This window comes from Flavobacterium sp. LC2016-13, from assembly GCF_009707955.1.
GTDB lineage: Bacteria > Bacteroidota > Bacteroidia > Flavobacteriales > Flavobacteriaceae > Flavobacterium.
The window spans coordinates 85,956-105,577 of record NZ_WMDQ01000013.1; the positions used below are offsets into that span (position 1 = coordinate 85,956).

22 protein-coding genes are annotated in these 19,622 nt (G+C 32.9%); 2 read left to right on the forward strand and 20 right to left on the reverse strand.

Annotated elements, in window-relative coordinates:
* Window positions 1-58 precede the first annotated feature (58 nt).
* The 9 genes from GKZ86_RS21295 to GKZ86_RS21335 all read right to left on the reverse strand — a co-directional run bounded on the left by GKZ86_RS21295 (window position 59) and on the right by GKZ86_RS21335 (window position 7,708).
* Window positions 59-775, reverse strand: a complete 717-nt coding sequence (locus GKZ86_RS21295; RefSeq protein WP_154785075.1) for a hypothetical protein — start codon at window positions 773-775, stop codon at window positions 59-61.
* Between the two features lie 56 nt (window positions 776-831).
* Complete coding sequence (locus GKZ86_RS21300; protein WP_154785076.1) at window positions 832-2,271, reverse strand: nucleoside recognition domain-containing protein; 1,440 nt, start codon at window positions 2,269-2,271, stop codon at window positions 832-834.
* A 111-nt stretch (window positions 2,272-2,382) separates the two neighbouring features.
* On the reverse strand, window positions 2,383-3,456 hold the full coding sequence (locus GKZ86_RS21305) for a winged helix DNA-binding domain-containing protein (RefSeq protein WP_154785077.1): 1,074 nt from the start codon (window positions 3,454-3,456) through the stop codon (window positions 2,383-2,385).
* An 8-nt stretch (window positions 3,457-3,464) separates the two neighbouring features.
* Window positions 3,465-3,869 (reverse strand): hypothetical protein, encoded by a 405-nt coding sequence (locus GKZ86_RS21310; RefSeq protein WP_154785078.1) that lies wholly within the window; start codon window positions 3,867-3,869, stop codon window positions 3,465-3,467.
* A gap of 6 nt (window positions 3,870-3,875) precedes the next feature.
* Entirely contained in the window at window positions 3,876-4,589 is a 714-nt protein-coding gene (locus GKZ86_RS21315) for a 3'-5' exonuclease (protein WP_154785079.1), read from the reverse strand.
* A gap of 124 nt (window positions 4,590-4,713) precedes the next feature.
* Complete coding sequence (locus tag GKZ86_RS21320; RefSeq protein WP_154785080.1) at window positions 4,714-5,190, reverse strand: methylated-DNA--[protein]-cysteine S-methyltransferase; 477 nt, start codon at window positions 5,188-5,190, stop codon at window positions 4,714-4,716.
* 180 nt (window positions 5,191-5,370) lie between these two features.
* Window positions 5,371-6,195 (reverse strand): NAD(P)H-binding protein, encoded by an 825-nt coding sequence (locus tag GKZ86_RS21325; protein ID WP_154785081.1) that lies wholly within the window; start codon window positions 6,193-6,195, stop codon window positions 5,371-5,373.
* Between the two features lie 176 nt (window positions 6,196-6,371).
* On the reverse strand, window positions 6,372-6,821 hold the full coding sequence (locus tag GKZ86_RS21330) for a GNAT family N-acetyltransferase (RefSeq protein WP_154785082.1): 450 nt from the start codon (window positions 6,819-6,821) through the stop codon (window positions 6,372-6,374).
* Window positions 6,806-7,708, reverse strand: a complete 903-nt coding sequence (locus GKZ86_RS21335) for a LysR family transcriptional regulator (protein WP_154785083.1) — start codon at window positions 7,706-7,708, stop codon at window positions 6,806-6,808. The genes GKZ86_RS21330 and GKZ86_RS21335 overlap by 16 nt, the downstream gene beginning before the upstream one ends.
* Window positions 7,709-7,856: 148 nt before the next feature.
* Between GKZ86_RS21335 and GKZ86_RS21340 the strand changes: the two genes are divergently transcribed.
* On the forward strand, window positions 7,857-8,252 hold the full coding sequence (locus tag GKZ86_RS21340) for a rhodanese-like domain-containing protein (protein ID WP_154785084.1): 396 nt from the start codon (window positions 7,857-7,859) through the stop codon (window positions 8,250-8,252).
* Between the two features lie 57 nt (window positions 8,253-8,309).
* Here GKZ86_RS21340 and GKZ86_RS21345 read toward each other — a convergent pair whose 3' ends face one another.
* Genes GKZ86_RS21345 through GKZ86_RS21360 form a run of 4 tightly spaced genes read right to left on the reverse strand, consistent with a single transcriptional unit; the run spans window position 8,310 to window position 13,019 of the window.
* Window positions 8,310-8,729, reverse strand: a complete 420-nt coding sequence (locus GKZ86_RS21345) for an SRPBCC family protein (protein WP_154785085.1) — start codon at window positions 8,727-8,729, stop codon at window positions 8,310-8,312.
* A 12-nt stretch (window positions 8,730-8,741) separates the two neighbouring features.
* Window positions 8,742-11,135, reverse strand: a complete 2,394-nt coding sequence (locus GKZ86_RS21350) for a M28 family peptidase (RefSeq protein ID WP_154785086.1) — start codon at window positions 11,133-11,135, stop codon at window positions 8,742-8,744.
* A gap of 10 nt (window positions 11,136-11,145) precedes the next feature.
* On the reverse strand, window positions 11,146-11,493 hold the full coding sequence (locus GKZ86_RS21355; RefSeq protein WP_154785087.1) for a hypothetical protein: 348 nt from the start codon (window positions 11,491-11,493) through the stop codon (window positions 11,146-11,148).
* A complete protein-coding gene (locus tag GKZ86_RS21360; RefSeq protein WP_154785088.1) occupies window positions 11,490-13,019 on the reverse strand; it encodes a carbon-nitrogen hydrolase family protein in 1,530 nt (509 codons plus the stop codon). The genes GKZ86_RS21355 and GKZ86_RS21360 overlap by 4 nt, the downstream gene beginning before the upstream one ends.
* Before the next feature lie 172 nt (window positions 13,020-13,191).
* Between GKZ86_RS21360 and GKZ86_RS21365 the strand changes: the two genes are divergently transcribed.
* The gene (locus GKZ86_RS21365; RefSeq protein WP_154785089.1) at window positions 13,192-13,521 is read left to right on the forward strand and encodes a single-stranded DNA-binding protein; all 330 of its coding nucleotides are present in this window, start codon (window positions 13,192-13,194) and stop codon (window positions 13,519-13,521) included.
* A gap of 99 nt (window positions 13,522-13,620) precedes the next feature.
* Here GKZ86_RS21365 and GKZ86_RS21370 read toward each other — a convergent pair whose 3' ends face one another.
* The 7 genes from GKZ86_RS21370 to GKZ86_RS21400 form a co-directional block, all read right to left on the reverse strand.
* Window positions 13,621-14,313: a DUF2461 domain-containing protein gene (locus GKZ86_RS21370; RefSeq protein WP_154785090.1), complete on the reverse strand. Its 693-nt coding sequence runs from the start codon at window positions 14,311-14,313 to the stop codon at window positions 13,621-13,623.
* A gap of 89 nt (window positions 14,314-14,402) precedes the next feature.
* The gene (locus tag GKZ86_RS21375; protein ID WP_059117007.1) at window positions 14,403-14,588 is read right to left on the reverse strand and encodes a hypothetical protein; all 186 of its coding nucleotides are present in this window, start codon (window positions 14,586-14,588) and stop codon (window positions 14,403-14,405) included.
* 81 nt (window positions 14,589-14,669) lie between these two features.
* Window positions 14,670-15,188, reverse strand: a complete 519-nt coding sequence (locus GKZ86_RS21380; RefSeq protein WP_007811299.1) for a ferritin — start codon at window positions 15,186-15,188, stop codon at window positions 14,670-14,672.
* Between the two features lie 93 nt (window positions 15,189-15,281).
* Window positions 15,282-16,730, reverse strand: a complete 1,449-nt coding sequence (locus GKZ86_RS21385; RefSeq protein ID WP_154785091.1) for a hypothetical protein — start codon at window positions 16,728-16,730, stop codon at window positions 15,282-15,284.
* Window positions 16,731-16,892: 162 nt separating this feature from the next.
* Window positions 16,893-18,029, reverse strand: coding sequence for an OmpA family protein (locus tag GKZ86_RS21390; protein WP_154785092.1), 1,137 nt, complete (start codon window positions 18,027-18,029; stop codon window positions 16,893-16,895).
* A 104-nt stretch (window positions 18,030-18,133) separates the two neighbouring features.
* Window positions 18,134-18,763 (reverse strand): chloramphenicol acetyltransferase, encoded by a 630-nt coding sequence (locus tag GKZ86_RS21395; protein WP_154785093.1) that lies wholly within the window; start codon window positions 18,761-18,763, stop codon window positions 18,134-18,136.
* The gene (locus GKZ86_RS21400) at window positions 18,763-19,470 is read right to left on the reverse strand and encodes an HAD family hydrolase (protein ID WP_154785094.1); all 708 of its coding nucleotides are present in this window, start codon (window positions 19,468-19,470) and stop codon (window positions 18,763-18,765) included. The genes GKZ86_RS21395 and GKZ86_RS21400 overlap by 1 nt, the downstream gene beginning before the upstream one ends.
* Window positions 19,471-19,622 lie beyond the last annotated feature (152 nt).

Consider the following 19,622-nt stretch of genomic DNA (forward strand, 5'->3'; position numbering starts at 1 on the left):
AAGTTAAAAATTATTTACCTAAGAAAGAATTTGAATTAGGGATCTATAATGAAGTTTATTACTGTTTTTGAAATTCATCAAAACTCATTTTTTTCTCAAAGTAGTTTTTGTCTTTTGCCGAAAGCAATTGGCTTTTCCATTTATTTCCAATTAAGCGAAAAACAGTAGAATCTGAATGTGTAACAGTTCCCATATTTTCGTCATTATCATCAGTTTCAAAAGCAACTGTTTTGCAATAGATAGTTTCAGGGTTTTCTTTTGAATTTTCAAATTCAACCCAACTTCCCGAACTGCCAGACATCGTATACCATTCGTAAACCAGTTGTAAATCGTTATTTTTTAAATGATATAAATAATGGTTTTGAGTATAATCACAAGCGGGATATCCAAAATCAATTTGAATAAAAGGAGAGCTGTTGTCGTTTTCATTTCCTAATCCGTAATGAGCACTCCATTCCGATCCTTTTTGGAATAAGTTAATCGTAATTTTTGATGAAACAGTTTTAATTTTATTCTGATAAAAATCAAGTTTGTATTTTCTCGTTACAATACTGTCTTTATCCATTTTTTCATCTAAAAGATAAGCTAAAATATAATTGTCTGTTGATTTTTCTCCAATCTCAGCAATAGAAATAGTGTCAATTTTTGAGATGTTTTCTTGTTTATTAATAGTTTCAGTTTTATTTACTGAAGCCGTGTCTTTTGTTTGAATTACCGGCTTTGGTTTCTGACAACTTATTAAAACGAATAAAAGGATAAAGGCTTGTATTTTCATTGTATTTGTTTGTATTCAACGGATTTTAATCCCGTTAATGTTTGAATATTTTAATTTTAAAAAAACCAGGTTGCCACAAAAATTGCCGTAATAACGCAAATAAGATCTACCAAAAGCATTGTGCCTAAAGCATAACGCGTATTTTTTATATTAACAGAACCAAAATAAACGGCAATTACATAAAACGTACTTTCGGCGCTGCATTGAAAAATACTGCTCAATCTAGCCGTTAAAGAATCTGCACCAAAAGTGCTCATTGAATCAATTAAAAATCCGCGGGAACCAGCAGAACTAAAAGGTCGAAGCATGGCAACCGGCAAAGCATTCGTGATTTCTTTACTTACTCCCATATTCGAAAATACAAAAGCAATTCCGTCACTAATAATTTCAAATAAACCACTATTTCTGAAGAGAGAAATAGCCACTAACATTCCCAATACATAAGGAAAAATAGTAACACCGGTTTTAACTCCGTTATTTGCACCAACAACAAAAGTGTCAAAAGGAGTAGTATTAGCATCAATAAATTTCTTTTCATTTTTAAAGGCAAAAATCAATGTAAAGCCAATAATTGCTAATAATATTAAGCCGGAAAGATTAGAAGTAAAGTAATTTTTTCCAATTAAATCCAAATGATTTACATACATCAAAAGCCCAACAATGGCGGCGATTAATCCCATTAAGACGATAAGAAGAGAAGCACTTTTAAAATTGATTTTTTGTTTGATTCCCACAATTAAGAAAGCTGCAATCGTACCAATGAAAGAAGTAATGATACACGGCAGCATAACATCTGCAGGATTAGTTGCGTTGGCGGCAGCGCGGTATCCAATAATTGAAGTTGCGATTAAAGTTAAACCAGAAGCATGCAAACACATAAACATAATTTGTGCGTCACTCGCTTTGTCTTTATCGGGATTTATTTCCTGTAAACTTTCCATCGCTTTAAGTCCAAACGGAGTTGCAGCAGAATCTAATCCAAGGAAATTAGCAGCAAAATTTAAAGTCATGTATGATATTGACGGATGATTTTTAGGAATACTTGGAAACACTTTTACGAATACCGGACTCAATGCTTTAGCTAATTTTTCTGAAGCTCCAGAAACGATTAAAAGCTCCATTAATCCGCAGAAAAAAGCTAGATAAGCAATAAGCGGTAAAATTATATCGAGTAAAGTCGTTTTACAAGTTGGCAATAAACCATCTGATTTTTGAAGACCGCTGTAAATTTTTACGGTTTTGTTTTTGTAAACATAGGTTGAATCAGCATTTAGCGTATCACGATTGATAATCATGCTCTGATCTGGTGCTTTTTTAATACTGTCTTTGATGAAAGCAGGAAGTTCGTCGATGTATTTTTCAGAAACTAAAACAGGATCGTCTTTCTTTCCATTTATAACAGAATCAATAGTATAAGTACTAGCCGTAAATAAACTGACTACAATAAAGACAATCGAAGAAATAAAAATCGTTAACCAAAATCTACTTAATACCATAATGCTGTTTTTTTTGTAAATGTAATTATTTAGCAATAAAATGCACAAAGATTTTATCGATGAAAGATGAAGTATTTCTCAGAAAATGTAATGTTTTAATGAAAATTCGATTTATTCGATAATGATTTTAGTTTCAAGATAGTTTTCAAAAGCTTTCAGACCTTCAAAAAGAATTGCTTTTTTAGCATTGTCGGTTTCATTAAAAAACTGTGTTTCTATTTTTGCGTGATCTTTTTTGATGGTTCTTTTCCAGGTTCCAATCACCTTTCCGTTTTCCAGAATGATAGGTTTAAAGATGCCATTATTGGTAAAAGCTTTAGATTGATGTTCTAATAAAATTGAAGCTTCACGAGTTTTATAAGAAATTAAAATCTCATCGAAAGCAGGTAAAAAGTGCAAGCTTTTATTTAAGTTATTATCATTAGTTGATTGATTTATAAACAAATAAGTTTTTTCGTTAATTAAGACAGAATTCAATTGCAACTCTATTGCATTAATAATTAACTTGCATATTGTTGGCGAAAAACCGGACCACCACGAAAAATCGAGCAAAGTTGCAGGACCATGACTTTCAAAATAACGCTTTGCCAATTTTGCCAAACCTTCTTCTTTGGTTAATTTGGTTTGAGGTTTTTGCACACGTTCTTCCAGTAATGCATACGTAATTTGTTTGCCTTTCATTTTTCCGTTACAAACCAAACCTTCAAGTTCAGCATGCATCATAATAGCGGCTCCCAGAAAATCCTGATTTGAACTTTTTTTAATATCCAGTTCCTGCATAATTTCCTCTCGCGTGAGATGATTGTTTCCCGCAAGTAGCTTTTCTATTTTTGAATTCGTTTGATTTAGTTTTTTAACATCATAACCGTATTGTTTTGCAGATGAAATCGTCATTCGCTGAACTTGCGGTCCGGAAACATCCAGCATCCAATAAATATCTTCGGAAGCAACAAAATGCCAGGTTGGTCTTAAAATATGGGTTCGGATGATTTGTGCCGAATTTATAGCTTCTTCAATTTCTTTTTCAGTAGCATCGCAACGAGAACCAATTGCCCATTTTGCCATTCCATAATCCTGAGCCTGCATCGCGCCTAAATGATGCACAATTTCTTGTGGCGAGCTTGGGCCTGTTTTAATCAGCTTTTGAGAAATAAGCCGATGATGAGATATTTCATCGTGTGTCATTGAAAAAATTAGATTTGAGATAATTTATTCTGATTTTCAATTTTTATCTTAATAAGCAAAACAAACAATGTAATTTGTTGAAAGAGTAAAAGATAATAGCCTATATACAAATTTTCAAACTTACTAATCAATCCCAATGTAATAAAAATTGTCAAGGGAATTCGATTAAAAATTGTTAGGATTTTGTACTTTTTATAAAAAAATAAAATTGCTGAAAAAATGAATGGCCCTGGTATTAAAACTGTTGCTATTATTTGTAATATTTTTGAAAAGTTTAAATTATAAAGAGGCATATTTTCAAAAAAAGCGCTAAGTGACAAAGTATTTTGAGTAACAGGGTTTTTCTGAAATGGAAGAAAAATGGAAATAAATCCAATTAAAAAAAGACTATAAAAAATTAGTTTAGTTTTCATAGAATCTTACACATGAATAATTTCATCATCAATCAATAAATCTTCGCGGCGTAAACGCAGGAAAATCTGAGCAACGGCAATGGTATCTTTTTCACAATACGTTACAATTCGGTCAATATCTTTTTCGACATAAAATACGTGAGCGACCTGACTTCCGTCAATATCGCCTTTTGGCGATGGTACTCCGAGAATCTTGGTCAATAGTTTTAAAGAGGTGAAATGTTTGTAATCACCAAACTTCCATAATTCCAAAGTATCTAAATGAGCAATTTCCCAAGGTTTTTTTCCAAATAGATTTAGTTTGTCCGGAATTGCAATTTGATTGATAATCATACGGCGCGCCAAAAACGGAATATCAAATTCCTTTGCATTGTGCCCGCATAAAACATGTTGAGGTTGATTGAAATGATTATTCAATAAATTATTAAAGTCTTTCAGGGTCTTTTTTTCTTCTCCGAAAAATGAAGTCACCCTAAAATTTCGAATATCACCTTTGATTGTAAAATAACCAACAGAAATACAGATGATTTTTCCAAACTCTGCCCAAATTCCGGCGCGATCGTAGAATTCTTCGGGCGTAAAATCGTCTTTTCTCTGATATTGTGTTTTTAGATCCCAAAGCGATTGCATTTCCGCGTCAAGCGAATTGAAATTCTCTTCTTCGGGAACGGTTTCAATATCGAGAAACAAAATGTTGTTGAGGTTTATTTTTTCAATCATATTTTTAGTTTAAACACGAATTGCACGAATTGATTTGGAGTTAATTAATTGCACAAAACAAGATGTTTTGTAAATATAATACTATAATTTTAATTTGTGTAAATCTGTGAAATTTGTGTTTATTTTAAAACAAACTTTGCTGTGTGCTTGGATTTTCATGTTCTAAAAGCCATTTTTTGCGGGATAAACCTCCGGCATATCCGGTTAAGGAGCCATTTGTTCCGATAACGCGATGACAAGGTACTACAATCCAAAGCGGATTTTTACCATTTGCCGAAGCCACAGCACGAATTGCTTTTACATCGCCCAGTTTTTTGGTTTGATCCATATAACTTACCGTTTTTCCGTATGGAATTTCTAATAAGGCTTTCCATACTTTTTGCTGAAATTCAGTTCCTTGTGGATTTAATTTCAAATCAAAATCAGTTCTTTTTCCTTCGAAGTATTCGTTAAGTTGCGAAACGGCTTCTTTTAAAACTTTTGGAATTTTCTTTGAAACTTCATTTGTACCAACATCTGACACTGAAATTACAGCAATACCATTTTCATCGCCAATAATTTTGGTGATTCCAAGAGGCGAATTGATGTAAACTGTTTCCATGATTTTTACCACAAAGGCGCTAAGATTTTACGCAAAGTTCGCAAAGTTTTTGTTTTTCACCATATAAGTGATGTAAGTAAATTTAAGTTTTTTTTGGTTTAATAGATTGTCATCCTGAGCGAAGTCGAAGGCGTTCCAATTGAATCGGGCTTCGACTTCGCTCAGCCTGACATGGAAACTTTAATAATTTCCTAAAGCAAACTGGTATTTTAAACTATTTTCGACTTTTTCACTTGAAATAACCTTTTTGATGTTTGATTTTTCGGTGCTGAACTTCGGTAAAACTAAATTTTGCTCTTTTGCTTTTTGAGTATAATATTCTTGTCTTGTTGGATGAAAAGGCGCAACGGCGTTAAAAACTTCATTCCATTTTGACTGCTTGATGATTTCCTGAATGATTTTGATGCAATCATTTTGGTGAATTAAGTTTACGGGAGCATCCGGATTTTCGAGATTTTCTTTTCCGGCGAGAAACTTTACCGGATGACGATCTTCACCAATTAATCCGCCAAAACGTAAAATGGTGGTTTCAAAGTTTTGATTTTTTTGAAAAACTGCTTCTGCTAAAAGCAATTGTTTGCCACTTTCTGTTTCTGGATTTGCAGTTGTTTCTTCTGTAATTGTTGTATTTTCATCTCCATAAACAGAAGTAGAACTCACAAAAAGGACTTTTGTAACAGTTGATTTCTCAATAAAGGGAATTAAAATTTCGATTTTCTCCACAAAAATATTTCTGGAAGAATCGCCTGAATCAGCATTGTTTCCTCTTAATTTGGGTGGAATGTCAATAATTAGAATTTCGCTTTCAGATAGAAAATCATTTATACTTTCTGAGACACTTTGGCTTTCAAGCGCTACCAAAAAGGGATTTATTCCGGATTCTTTTAAAGTCGAAAGTTTACTTTCAGAAGTTGTAGATCCGTTTACGGAATGTCCTTTTTCGATTAATTTTTTGGCTAAAGGTAAGCCGAGCCAGCCGCAGCCTAATATGCTTATTTGTGTCATTTCTTTTTAAGAGGTTCAAAGGTTCAGGGACTTTGTTTCACGCAGATATTAAAAAGATTTAAGCAGATGTGCAAAGATTAATATTTGCAAAAAGTAATCTGCCGAATCTGCAAAATCTGCGTGAAACAAAAAAACGTTCCTCCCGATAATTATTATGATTGAAAGATTAAATTATTTTACAAATTTAGCGTAAACCGAACTTTATCCTTTCCTTTTGCGCCAATTCTATTGTAGAATTTTATGGCTCTTTCATTAAATTCAGGTGTTTGCCATTGTATATTGATGCAGTTTTTCTCAATTGCAATTTGCTTTAGTTTTTCGATTAAAACTTCACCAATTCCAAAACTTCTTGCTTGTTCTTCCAAAAACAGACAATCCATGTACATGAAAGTTGCGGCATCCCAAGTCGAATAATCAAAAGTATAAGATGCATAACCAATAATATCTTCTTCTGTTGCAACAACTAAACAATTGAGTTTTGGCTGTGTATCAAAAAGTGCTTTTTTTAAACCTTCTTCTTTTCCTTCGGGAGAAAAATGGGCTTTTTCATATTCAGCATGCTTCTGGCATAAAATTACGAGTTTGGTCAAATCCGTGACTTCACAGCTTCTTATTGAATATTCCATTGAAAGTTAATTTCGGTTTGTAAAAAGGTAATAAAATGATGAAAATAAGCCGGATATTCCTGATTATCCCGAATGGCAATGAAATGTTTTCTTTTTAAGCCGTTTTTACCAATTTTTATGGCTTTTATGGGATTATTTTTTAAATGTGGCATCAAAGCCCATTTTGCCATCGACATTACACCCATATCTGCTTTTACCATTTCCAGAGAAGCTTCGGTAAGAGGCAAAGCGGTTATTTTTTTTGGAGTTACTTTAGCGGGAGCCAAAATAAACTGATGAATCGTAACCGTTTCCATCGGAAGAGAGTGAATCAGTAAATGTTGATCTATAAAATCTTCTGCAACGACGTATTTTTTATTTGCCCAGGCATGGTTTTCAGAAACGGCCATTACAACTTCGTCCTGAAAAAGTTCCATGTATTTAATGTTATTGTCATTGATCTGATCGCTGATAATTGCAATATCAATGGCATTTTCAAGTAATTTTTGTAACGGAATATGTGTGGCTTCGGCTACAATTTTCAATTCGACATTCGGATAAAGCAAATGAAATTGTTTCATCACCGATGGCAACCAGTGATAACTTGAGAAACATTCGGTACTAATTCTGATTTCGCCGTATTCACCAAATACCATTTGTTTAATTTGGGTTTCGGTTTGAGAAAGCTTATCCAGAATCTCATTAGCAAGTGCATAGATTTTTTCACCGGCTTTGGTTAAAACCAGTTTTTTATTCATTCTCAAAAAAATGGGTGTTCCTAATTGATATTCTGCTTCTTTAAGCTGATGGCTCAAAGCCGATTGCGTCAAATAAAGTTTGTCGATTGCTTTAGTGATGCTTCCTTCTTCGACAATTGCTTTTATCAACCGTAAATGACGTATTTCCATTTTTTAGAGAATTAATATACAAAGGAACAAAATTTTAGGTTGGCTTTTGTATGAAAAAAAGTAATGAAAGTGATGAATTCTTTTCGTTTTTATGGGAAGCAGGGTTGAACTACTTTTGAAAAAAACAAATAACTAAAAACGATAATAAATGGAAGCTCAAATTAAACATTACGAAAACAAACTTGCCTTTGAAATGGATCCTTCAGATTTGTTTGATGCCTTAAATAACGGTGAAAAGGTCGTGGCTTTAGATGCGAGAAAAGCTTTTGGTTTTGAAGCAGAACATATTCCGACAGCGATTAATATTCCGCATCGTGAAATGACAGCTGAAACTACCAAACATTTAGACAAAGATGTTTTATATGTAACGTATTGTGATGGAATTGGCTGTAACGCTTCGACAAAAGGTGCGCTGAATATGGCAAAGCTTGGTTTTAAAGTAAAAGAATTAATTGGAGGAATAGAGTGGTGGAAATTTGACGGTTATACAACCGAAGGGACAAAAGCAATTCAGTCCGGGTTGAATATTGAATGTGCATGTTAAATAAAAAGGGCAAACTATGTGGTTAAAGTTTGCCCTTTTGTATTTGTAAACCGAATTCTATGATTCGACTAAATTTTTTAATGTTTGAAGAATTGGATTTTCTTCGCCTTGTGGTTCTTCCTGAATTGCTCCGGGGCGATTGTCTTCCTGAATAATTTCGAGCTTAGTTTTCTGGTTTTCTTCAGATAAAACATAACTCATAATAAAATAATTCTCTGGTTTATCTTCTAATTCGGGTCTCGGGAAAAACAACGAATATTTAATTTTTTGGTTCGGGATAATTTCTAAAACAGTTCCCCATTGCTCAAAAACCTGACCTTCCCATTCATTTCTAAATCGAATTTCGCTACCAACTTTCCAATCGGTAATTAAATCACTTCCGTATTGCCATTGCTTTACCAATTCCGGATTTGTCAAAGTATTCCAAATTTTTTCTATTGGAGCATTGAGAACGATTGTAGAAATATTGGTTGCCATATTATTTCACCTTTATTCGGGTTTAACGATTGGTTTTATTGTATCTTTTATAACAGTTGCACTATCTTTTGCTGGAACAGTTTCAACAGGAACATTTACGGGTGCGCTGTATTTTTTAATTTTTTGCTGAATTAAAACGGCATCGTTTAAAACAAAAGGCGTTGGCATCATCCAGTCGCTTCTTGGTTTGATTTGAAATAATGGATTGGTCATTAAATCGAATGAGCTTTCAATTAAATCCATATCAAAAACAGATGATTTATTGATATAAAAGTCTAAGACAAGAGGTTCATTGCCTACAACATAATAACACAGGATTTTTATATCATCTCGTTCTAAACGATTTCCTTTTTCTCCTGAAGTCGAAACACCATTTGCTTTAAAGTTGTAAAACGTCATTTTTGGGTTTGCGAAAATATCGTAACGGTTTACTTTTCGGTTTGGTGTAATTTTTATTTTTAAATATCTGTTATTTCCAATAACGCTGTCTTTTATAAAAGTAATAGTTGGTTTTGGTACCGCTACTTTAGGAGCAATCGCGCTATAGGTAAAAGTTGAATTGTACTTGCTGGCGATTGGAAGACCATTTAAACCAACTGCTTTTTGATTCGTGTTACCTAAATAAGTTTTCGTCCAGTCATCTAAGTTAGTATCATAAGTTGTCCAGAAAGCAGAATCGTTATCTGCATTATAAACATATAATAAACTGTTAGATTTTGCTTCTCCATGTTGGTAGCCTGAATGATAACCTGCATATACAAAAAAGCCAATCGAAATGATGAAGAAAAACATCGTCCAGGCACCTTTTCTAACAAATGAGCCAAATACCGGAAGCAATAATCCAAAAAGTAAAACAGTAAGAACAGCACTTCCGTAAAGTATCTTTAAACCTAATCCAACAGGAAACATTACGATGAAAGGCGCAATAATTGCTAATGCGGGAATACTAAATATTAGATTTAATCCTAAACTGTAATGTTGCGTAATTACAAAGATTGCAAATAAGAAAATTCCAAAATAAACCGGAATAATCAGGAAACCTGCACCAGTTAAGCTATTCGCTAAAAAAGCATTGATAACAATCCAAAGCAACAACGGAGCTACAAAATGATTCATCGTAATTTTTCCTTCTGAAAAATGATGATAAAAAGCGAAACAAATTGCAATACTTAAAGTAACAAACGCACCAATATAAGCATGACCGTTATATGTAAAACCGTTTAGTAAATCATTGTATTGAGGATAAGCTTCTAAAAGAATTTTCCATCCTAAAAAAGTAACTAATCCGGCAATAATTACAGAACCCAACAACGGAACAAATCCTCTGAAAATTTCTCTGAAAGTAATAACGCGTTTTGCTTTTCCGATGAAAATAAAAAGAATCAACAATCCTAAAGCAATAACCGTCATTGGAAAAACCCAAGTGAAAGGATAATTAATAAATCCGAAAGGAACACTAAAATAAACGTTGTCCTGAGTTGTTTGAGTAGAGTTTAAATCAATATTTGAAAAGTATTTTAGTAAAGGCATTAAATAAGCGCCCTGATGCGTTAGTGTAGTTTTGTTTAAATGCTGAATATCGTCTTGTTGTGTGTGATAATTGTAATGACCATCGATAAAAGCAAAATTAAATCCCTGAATATTTCCTTGTTGTCTAAAAACGGTCAAATCAGTATCGTTTGGAAGCATTTTATAAATACTGTACATCAACGAATTCGAAACCGGATATTTAGCCTTAGCGTTCGAAAACTCTTTTACAAGAGCTTCATTGCCTTTGTTGGTTTCCATTAACATATAACTTGGTCCTGAAGAACCGCGTGCTTCAAAATTTAAAACCAAACCAACGTCTTTCGCCCACGGATGCTGATTTACAAAAAGAGCGGCTCCGTTTAATCCTAATTCTTCAGCATCTGAGAAAAGAATTATAATATCGTTTTTATGAGATTGTTTAGCATATAAAAAAGCGCGAATACCTTCAAGAATAGTAGCAACTCCGGATGCATCGTCGCTGGCTCCTTTAGAAAAAGAATGTGGCGCGCTGTCATAATGTGAAAGTAATAAAAGCGCTTTCGAATTGTTGGTCCCTTTTATTCTGGCCAGAATATTTTTAGATTTTACTAAAAGACCTTTGTCATTTAGTGTAAATCCTTCCTGAATTGAAGTTTCAAGACCAATTCGGTTCAGTTCAAGTTTTAGGTAATTGGCGACCAATTCATGATTGGTTGAACCAACATAGTGGGGTTTCTGGGAAATAATCGCAACTTGATTGAGGGCTCTTTCAGTTGAGAATTCCGCCAGGGCTTCTTCGTTTTTTGAAACCCATTGAGGCATCATTGTGGCGTATACAATGCCTAAAATTGCCAAAATGCATAAAAAAGCAAGTATAGAAGTAGGATTTTTTTTCATATGATATATACTAAATTTCTTTTTTTACGAGCATAAAATAATCATTGTCCAGGGAGCGATATCCCTGATCATACAAGAAATAATAAGTATTTCCTGTTTTGGTCTGCAAAATATTGGTAAAAAAATCAAAATCAAAACCTTTATTAACCATTTTATCCCTTGTTGCCTTTGACTTTCCTTCTGTATTTAATTCAGACAAAATACGGTAATTTTTTCGTAATTTGTTGTTTACATTTCGCATGAAATTAGTGCTGTCTTTATTTATTTTGTTGTTGTAGGCATTTCGACAGCTGTCTGAACAAAACTTTTTATCTTCCCGGCCTACGATTTTCTCAGAACATTCGAGGCAGGTTTTCATGAATTTAACTTTTTAATTTCATATAAATCTGTTCTTCGGTCTTTTAAGATTCTAACACTTCCGTGTTCATGAAGCTGTTTAAGTAAATTTAGATCGACATCTACGATCAAAGTCATTTCTGTGTTTGGCGTAGCTTCAGCTTTTATACCATTACTCGGAAAAGCAAAATCAGAAGGCGTAAAAACCGATGCCTGCGCATATTGTATATCCATGTTATTTACTTTTGGTAAATTTCCAACACAGCCTGCAATAGCTACATAACATTCATTTTCTATCGCACGGGCCTGCGAACAATGTTTTACGCGGGTGTATGCATTTTGTGTATCGGTTAAAAAGGGAACAAACAAAATATTCATTCCTTCGTTTGCCAAAATTCTCGAAAGTTCAGGGAACTCAACGTCGTAGCAAATCAGGATTCCAATTTTACCACAATCCGTATCAAAAGTTTTAAATTCAGAGCCGCCCTTCATTCCCCAATGTTGAACCTCGTTTGGCGTGACATGAATTTTGGTATACATTTCTGAAGTTCCGTCTCTTTTACATAAAAAACCAACATTATATAAATTACCATTGTCTAAATAAGGCATACTTCCGGTAATAATATTGATATTATAAGAAATGGCGAATTCCTGAAAACGCTTTCTGATTGGGTCAGAATATCGTGCAAGTTCACGAATGGCTTCAGCTTCAGATAAATGATTATAATCGGCCATTAAAGGCGCAATGAAAAGTTCAGGAAATAAAGCAAAGTCGGCTCCATAACCGGAAACCACATCAATAAAGAATTCTGATTGCTCAAAAAATTCTTCAACATTATTCAATTGGCGCATTTGCCACTGAATTAATCCAATACGAATAACACTTTTTTCAAGATTAATAAGTTTCGGACTTTCGTCGTAATAAACATTATTCCATTCTAAGAGAACCGCAAATTCTTTCGATTCTTCATCGCCTTCAAGATAATTTTTGATGATTCTTAAAACGTGAAAGTCATTACTCAGCTGAAACGAAAGCACAGGATCGTGCAATTCTTTATGTTTTACTTTGTCGATATAAACTTTTGGAGTGAGTTTTTTGGCATGTTGGGAATAATTCGGAATTCTTCCTGCAAAAACAATTGCTTTCAAATTTAATTGTTCACAAAGTTCTTTTCGGGCATCATATAAACGACGGCCCAAACGCAAGCCACGATAGTGCGGGTGGATAAAAACGTCTATACCGTACAAAATTTCCCCATTTTGATTATGGGTAGAAAAAGTATAATCGCCAATAATTTGTTTGTAATTATGTCTTTTGTCGACTAGTTTTTCATCGACAATCAATGACAATGCAGATCCTACAACAATGCCATCGACTAATATAACCAATTGACCTTCAGGAAATATAGAAAGTAATTTTTTAATATCATTAGCTCTCCAGTACGAATTGGCCATTTCAGGATATGACTCAACCATTGAATTTTTCAATTGTTGGTAGTCGTCAAATTCTAAATTTCGCAATTCGACTTTATTGATTTTTGTTTGCATGTAATAAGATTTCTGTTAAATATACAAAAATATTTTCCATTTACAAACGCTTACAAATAGTTACAACCGAAAGTAAATGCTTTGTAACCGATTAGTTTTTGTGATCTCCCACATCTTTGCACTGTTGAATTTGATAAACGAATTCGCTTATAAATATTAAATACTATACGCCATGAATGCAATGAAAAACAGAGTACAACTAATTGGGAACGTAGGACAAGATCCTGAAATTAGAACATTAGAAAACGGAAGAAAATTGGCTCACTTGAGTATAGCAACAAATGAGATTTACAAAAATGATAAAGGCGAAAAAGTCGAACAAACAGAATGGCACCGAGTTACTGCATGGGGAAAAACAGCCGAGATTATAGAAAAATTTGTCGTGAAAGGAAAAGAAGTCGCAGTAGACGGAAAGTTAACACACAGAAGCTACGATGACAAAAATGGAGAAAAAAGATATGTTACTGAAGTTGTGGTTAATGAAATTTTATTATTGAAGTAGAGTGGTAAACGTGATAGTCTTGAATTAGTTTTCAGTTTCGGTTTTCAGTCTAAAGTAAAAACTAAAAACAGAGACTGAAAACTGATTACTAAAAAACGCTTATAAAACCGAAGCGCCATTTATATCCGTTGTAAGTACTTCGCTCATATAATCAAAAAAAGGCCTCATGTTTTTGCATGTTTCCAAAGCCTGTTCTAAAAAAAGCGGACTTAATACTTCATCGTCAGTAAATCGTTTAATGATTAAAAATTGTTTGAAACGAAGTAAATCTATAGCTTCATGATCTTTGTCAAAACCTTTTGGTGCTGTTTTAAGTTGTTCACCTTGCAGAGTTCCAAAAGTGCTTTTAAAAGATTTTGAATTCAATATTTTTTTAAATGCTTCAGGATCGTGAGCAAATTCGCTTCTTATACGTTTTAAATCTGCAGCATTTGGTCCCCAAAAACCACCGGCAAAAAAACTGTTTCCTTGTTCCAGATGAAAATAATAACCACCGCGCCTTTCTTTTGTCGCTCTGGTAAAGCTTCCGCCCCAAAAAGTTTTAAACGGGGTTTTATCTTTAGAAAAACGAATATCACGATAAATTCGGTAAACGCTTTTTTTGCCTGAAGAAGTTTCTAAAACATCCGTTTTAGAGAGTTCGTGAAGCAATGCATCGGCAAAAGTTTCAATATGATTTAATTCGGTTAAGTATTTTGGCTTATTTACTTCAAACCACGGTTTGTTATTGTTTTCTTTGAGTTGACGTAAAAAATCAAGACTGGATTTTGGTATAGCAATGTTGTTTTCCATAATTAAATTTCGGGTCTTTTAAAATAAGAGGCGTTTGCAATTTAAACTAAAAACCCACCAAATAAATTGGTGGGTTTTCTTTATATTGTTTAAGCAGTTTTTTTAATTAAATCAAACATAGGACAACGGGAGCAACGTTTCTTTTCGCTCTTTTTGAATTTCTCACAACAAGAAGACTTGCAGTTTTCGATCTTCTTAATTTTATCAAGGATAGCAGCATTTTTCTTTTTCTTCTTATCCTTTTTTTTGTCCTTGTCTTTTTCTTTCTTGCTCAATTTTCCTCTGTATTATAAAAACAGAGGCAAATATAAAAGAATAAAGTTATTTTTAAGTATTCTAAATAAACTTTAACTTTTTTATTTTGGATTGATAGCGATAGAACTTGTAACTGTTAATTGCTGAATATCACGATCAAACAAGTAAAGTCCGCCTTTGTCATCTCCAATTAAGTTAATTTTATCCAGAATTGATTTAGCTGTTGCTTCTTCTTCGATTTGTTCAGCTACATACCATTGTAAGAAATTATGTGTTGCATAATCTTTTTCTTCAAAAGTGATGTGAACTAATTCATTAATCGATTCTGAAACAAAAATTTCATGGTTATAAAGTGCTTCAAACATTTCTTTAAATGTAGAATATGATGTTTTAGGCGCTTTTAGGTCTGTAATTTGAGCGTGTCCTCCGCGTTCGTTTACGTACTTAATAAGTTTAAGCATGTGTGCACGCTCTTCGTCTGATTGTGTATACATGAACTGAGCAATTCCCTCTAATCCGTGTACTTCAGCCCAACAAGCCATAGAAAGGTAAGTTTGCGAAGATTCTGCCTCTATGCGAATTTGTTTGTTTAAAGCTGTTTCAATATTTTTCGATAGCATAATTGTGTCTTTTTTGTAAAGTTAAAAAAAATAATTCAATCCGTTTTTTCGAAAATGCTAAACGAGACACATTTGGATTAATTCTCAATAAACTTAAGATTTATCAAAGCGAAAAGGTTTCGAGAATTGTGCTTTATTCATAATCGGATTTCCATTATCTTCTCTAATAAAACCATCTGTAAATTTACGCATGATGAATTGTTTAGAAGCGATATCATAATAACTCAATATCGAATAATTCTTTAGCTTAAGAATGTTTTGCACCGACACATTTTTTGTGATACTCAGGAAATAGGAAATATTGTCGATTGCCAAAGGTTCTGATTGTTGTTTTACAAACTCAAAATCCGGACTCAACGCAGCATCAAAAAAGACTCTTTTAGTTCGGGAAAATTGTGATTGATTGCCGTCATTAAAGAAGTCATTTTGTCCATAATCGATACTAAAAGCCACATACTCCAAATATCCACCAAACGTTATAAAGTTATTTCCTTTGCTTTTAAAAACAGAAACCCCAACACTTAAACCTGATAATTGTTTTAGATATTTACTGGTAGTTTTTAATTCCTGAGGTTTATTATCGCCTATTTGAAGAAGGAAAGGTGAGTTTTTAAAACGAATAGTATCATTTTTTGAAACAGAAACACTTTTTAATGTCTTTCCGGAATCAAAATCTTTTATGTCAAACAAAAATTCATCATTGTTGGTTTTTATTTGAAATAGTTGATTTTCACTATAAAAAGAATTAGAATTTTGAGATGCTTTTTTAGTAACAGGCTGATCAAAATTTTTCTCTGTAACAGCAGTAGTTTCCAGATTAAGATCAAAAACCTGTGTTTTTTTTGAGTTATAATCAAATGTCAAAATAATCCGGTCTTCGAGAACATACATCTTATTTATGCTGGTAGTTTTATCCAAAGGATTAAAATCATTTGACTCCATTTTTTCAATTGGATAATATCGAATAAGACTGCTAAACGTAAAAGTTTGCCCTTTTTCATTTTGAAAAGGAAAGCCCGAAAGATCAAACATTTTTATTTCGCACTTTCCATTTTTAAATTCATAAAGAAGAATATGCTGTTCGTTTTTTTCTTTTGCAACAATATAGAAATTATTGTTTTTTTGAAATGTAGTGAGTATAGATTCATTGTTTTGAGGAAAATCAAAATTTAATGTTTTAGAAGTTTTAGTTTCCAGATAATATTTGATAATCTTTATGTTTTTTAAATAGTCTGAACCCCAGTAAAGTGTAGGGTTTCCGTCTTCGCTAATGCTGTAACCCATTAGAGATTTATTTTGAGTATTGCTTATCGAATCCGTAAATTGATTGGTAAGGAAAAGAGATTTATTATATTTTAGGATGTTGATCCTTTTACTATCTGTGGCAAAAACGTAGACATCATGCGTTTTTGTATCTTCAACATTTAATGCCTGACTATTTTCTATTGGATCATTTAGGTATAAAGGATAAGAGTTTAATACTGTTTGGCTTAACAGTATCGATTTAGATAATAGAAGAAAAAAAAGTAAAAGCTTTTTCATAAGTTATAGAGCACAAATATTATTCCAAATTTAATAAAATAAATGCTACTTAAGTTTAATGAAAAATCAACGGAATAAAAGCATTGGTTTTTTCCGGTTATACCAATAAAAAAAGCCTTAAATAACTTTAAGGCTTTTAGTTTTTTATTGTTTAAAAAGAAATTATTTTACTTTAAAAGTAACTCTTCTTGCTAATCTTCTTGCTTCTTCTGAATCTTTTTGGATAGATGTATCTGCTCCTGCAGCAACAACACTTAATCTTGAAGATGAAATTCCAGATTTTTCTAAAATGGTTTTAACATTTGTAGCTCTTGCATTTGATAGTTTGTCATTATAATCTGAACTACCAACCTGATCAGCATGACCAATAATATCAAGAGATGCTGAAGGATTTTTTCTTAAGTAAGTTAAAACAGCATCAATCGAAGCAGTAGAATTTTCTATTGGTGTAGATTTGTTAAAATCAAAATAAACGCTGTAATACTTATCGTTAATCATTTCTTTAACAACATCTTTATCGCTTACTTGCGTTACAGCTGCTTGTTTTTCTACGATTACTTGTTTCTCAGGAATTTTATTTACCAAAGCTTCAAGGTTTGCCACTTTGTTTTCTAATGCAGAAACATCGGCATTCTCTGAAATTACAGTCCAGTCAGCATGTTTTGTGTTTTTTCCTAAATAAACATTCAAACCAACAGTTCCGTTGAAAAGTAATCCTGAAAATCCACGATTGTTTGGGATATAAGTAGCACCATCAAAAGTATAATCTTGAGATGCATTAAAGATGGTACTTAAATCACCAGTTAGAGCCAGTCTGTTCGATAATCTGATTTGTCCTGTAACTCCGGCAATAAAATTACCCATGTTATCTTTAGTGTGGTAATCTTTGTTCTCTAATCTTGATAAACCAAAACCAGCATGTCCTAATAACCCAATAGTATTTGTCCAGGTTTCAAAGTTCATGATTCTTCCTAAGTTAGCTACAGCTTGTAAATCAGCTCTGTAATATTTAGAATCAAAATTTGCAGATCCTTTACCATCTGTAAGACTGTTATATCCAAAATCAGCTTTTAAACCAAATTTGTTATTAAACATGTATCGAACTCCTAAATCGCCTACGAAAGGACTTATCTGCGAAGTATAAGAATTCTCACTGAAAGGTTTTTGCGGTTTGTTAAAACCAATACCTAAATCAACAGACCATTTGTTGTATTCCTGGGCTTTTTTTTCTGTTTCTGTCTGAGCTTGTGCATTGGATATACCTAACGCGCATGCCAAAACAATAGCAATTTTTTTCATTGTTATTTGAGATTTAAATTCTCCCCAAACCAACAATTATTTGTAAGAATTGTTATCCACTAAAAGTTATTATTGCAACAGAATAAGACAGAAATTATAAGGCTTTAATTGTTCATTAAATCCTGAAAGAAATCTACGAAATTGCCCAAATGCAAACCGTCCATTAGACCGTGATGTACGTGAACTGACATTGCGATTGTTCTTTTTCCGGTTTCTGAAACCATCATTTTTCCAAAAGAAATTTTAGGACAACTGTCTGGAAATGTATAGCTTCTTGCATGCGAAAGTGAAGTAAAATCAAGCCACGGAATTGCCGAAAAATGGATCACATTATCATCATCAAAAGATCTTGTAAAAAGTCCGGTTGTGTTTTGAATGCGTTCGATTTCTGCTAAAGCATTTTGTTCGAAAATCTTAAAATCCGGATTATATTCAATTAATGAAAATCCAAAAGTGCCATCTTCACGCCCAATTGTGGCCGAAACATCAATACGATCGTTGATATAAATTTTGTCGTCGGCAATTCTGTATCTGAAATTTTCAATCGAATTTACCGCAACTAAGGTTTTGTGTAAATAATAGATAAAAAAAGAAGCTTTAAGGCTTTTGGCAGTTTGATAAGCTTTGGTACAATCAATTTGCACGGTTGCGCCAAAAAAGGGCTCTTCCATTTGTCTGAAATGCTTAAAATGCTCTTTTCTATTCCAATTTTCTAAATCTAAAAGTGTTTTCATTATGACAGGTTCTCAAGTACTTCAATAATATTTTCAAATGAACTAAAATGTTCATGTTCTACTTTATGGCTAATTTTTTCGTGTTCCCAAGTGGTATGAAACGGAATATGAACGGCATAACCTCCAATTCCTAAAACGGGAAGTACATCAGATTTCAAAGAGTTTCCTATCATCAAAAATTCATGAGCCTGAATTTCTAAACGGCCTAATAATTTCTCGTAATCAATTTCTTGTTTGTCTGACATGACTTCGATATGATGAAAATAATGTCCTAAACCAGAACGGTGCAATTTGCTATGCTGATCTTTTAAGTCGCCTTTTGTAGCGACAACCAATTTGTATTTACCATGTAAAGCCTGCAAAGTTTCTTCGATTCCGTCAAGAAGTTCGATTGGTTTTTCTAATAATTCTTTTCCGTATTGAATGATTTTCTCAATTACTTCAACCGGAATCGTATTGTTCGAAATATTCATCGCAGCTTCAATCATCGAAAGAATATAACCTTTGATTCCGTAACCGTATAAAGGCAAATTCTCGATTTCGATTTTAAATAATTCCTGCGAAATTCCCTGATGCGAAAGATAATCTTCCATCAAAGCACAAAATTTATGTTCTGTTTCCTGAAAATAAGGTTCGTTTACAAACAAAGTATCATCGGCATCGAATGCGATTACTTTTAAGTTTGGTATTTTGCTTTTATGTAACATAGTGTTTTTGTTTTTTTAGTTTGAGGTTTTCTTTATTTGAGGTTCTTTTGCCACAGATTAAATGATTTCAAAGATTTTAAAAAAAATCTGCTCAATCTGCAGAATCTGCGAGAGAACTTTTTAGCCACGAATTGCACGAATTAGCACTAATT